Origin of the sequence: Mammaliicoccus sp. P-M59 (assembly GCF_022386135.1) — a bacterium.
Classification (GTDB): Bacteria; Bacillota; Bacilli; order Staphylococcales; family Staphylococcaceae; genus Mammaliicoccus; species Mammaliicoccus sciuri_A.
This window is the reverse complement of the sequence record NZ_JAJNJJ010000039.1, coordinates 1-367: the sequence shown is the minus strand read 5'-3', so window position 1 is coordinate 367 and position 367 is coordinate 1. Positions and strand designations below refer to the sequence as shown.

General features: G+C 55.6%; 1 protein-coding gene. It reads right to left on the bottom strand.

The window, feature by feature from the left end; genetic code table 11:
• On the bottom strand, positions 1-367 hold a 367-nt coding region (locus LQ617_RS15880), incomplete at both ends, for a hypothetical protein (protein ID WP_239740797.1).

Below are 367 nucleotides of genomic sequence, written 5' to 3'. Positions count from 1 at the left end.
TCTGCATCTGAGTCAGCGTCTGCGTCTGAATCAGCATCTGCGTCTGAGTCTGCATCCGCATCTGAGTCAGCATCCGCATCTGAGTCAGCATCTGCATCTGAGTCAGCGTCCGCATCTGCGTCTGCATCTGCGTCTGCATCCGCATCTGAGTCAGCATCCGCATCTGAATCAGCGTCCGCATCTGAGTCAGCGTCTGCATCTGCGTCTGCGTCAGCGTCCGCATCTGAATCAGCATCTGCATCTGCGTCTGAGTCAGCATCTGCATCTGAGTCAGCGTCTGCATCTGAGTCAGCGTCTGCGTCTGAATCAGCATCTGCGTCTGAGTCTGCATCCGCATCTGAGTCAGCATCCGCATCTGAGTCAGCAT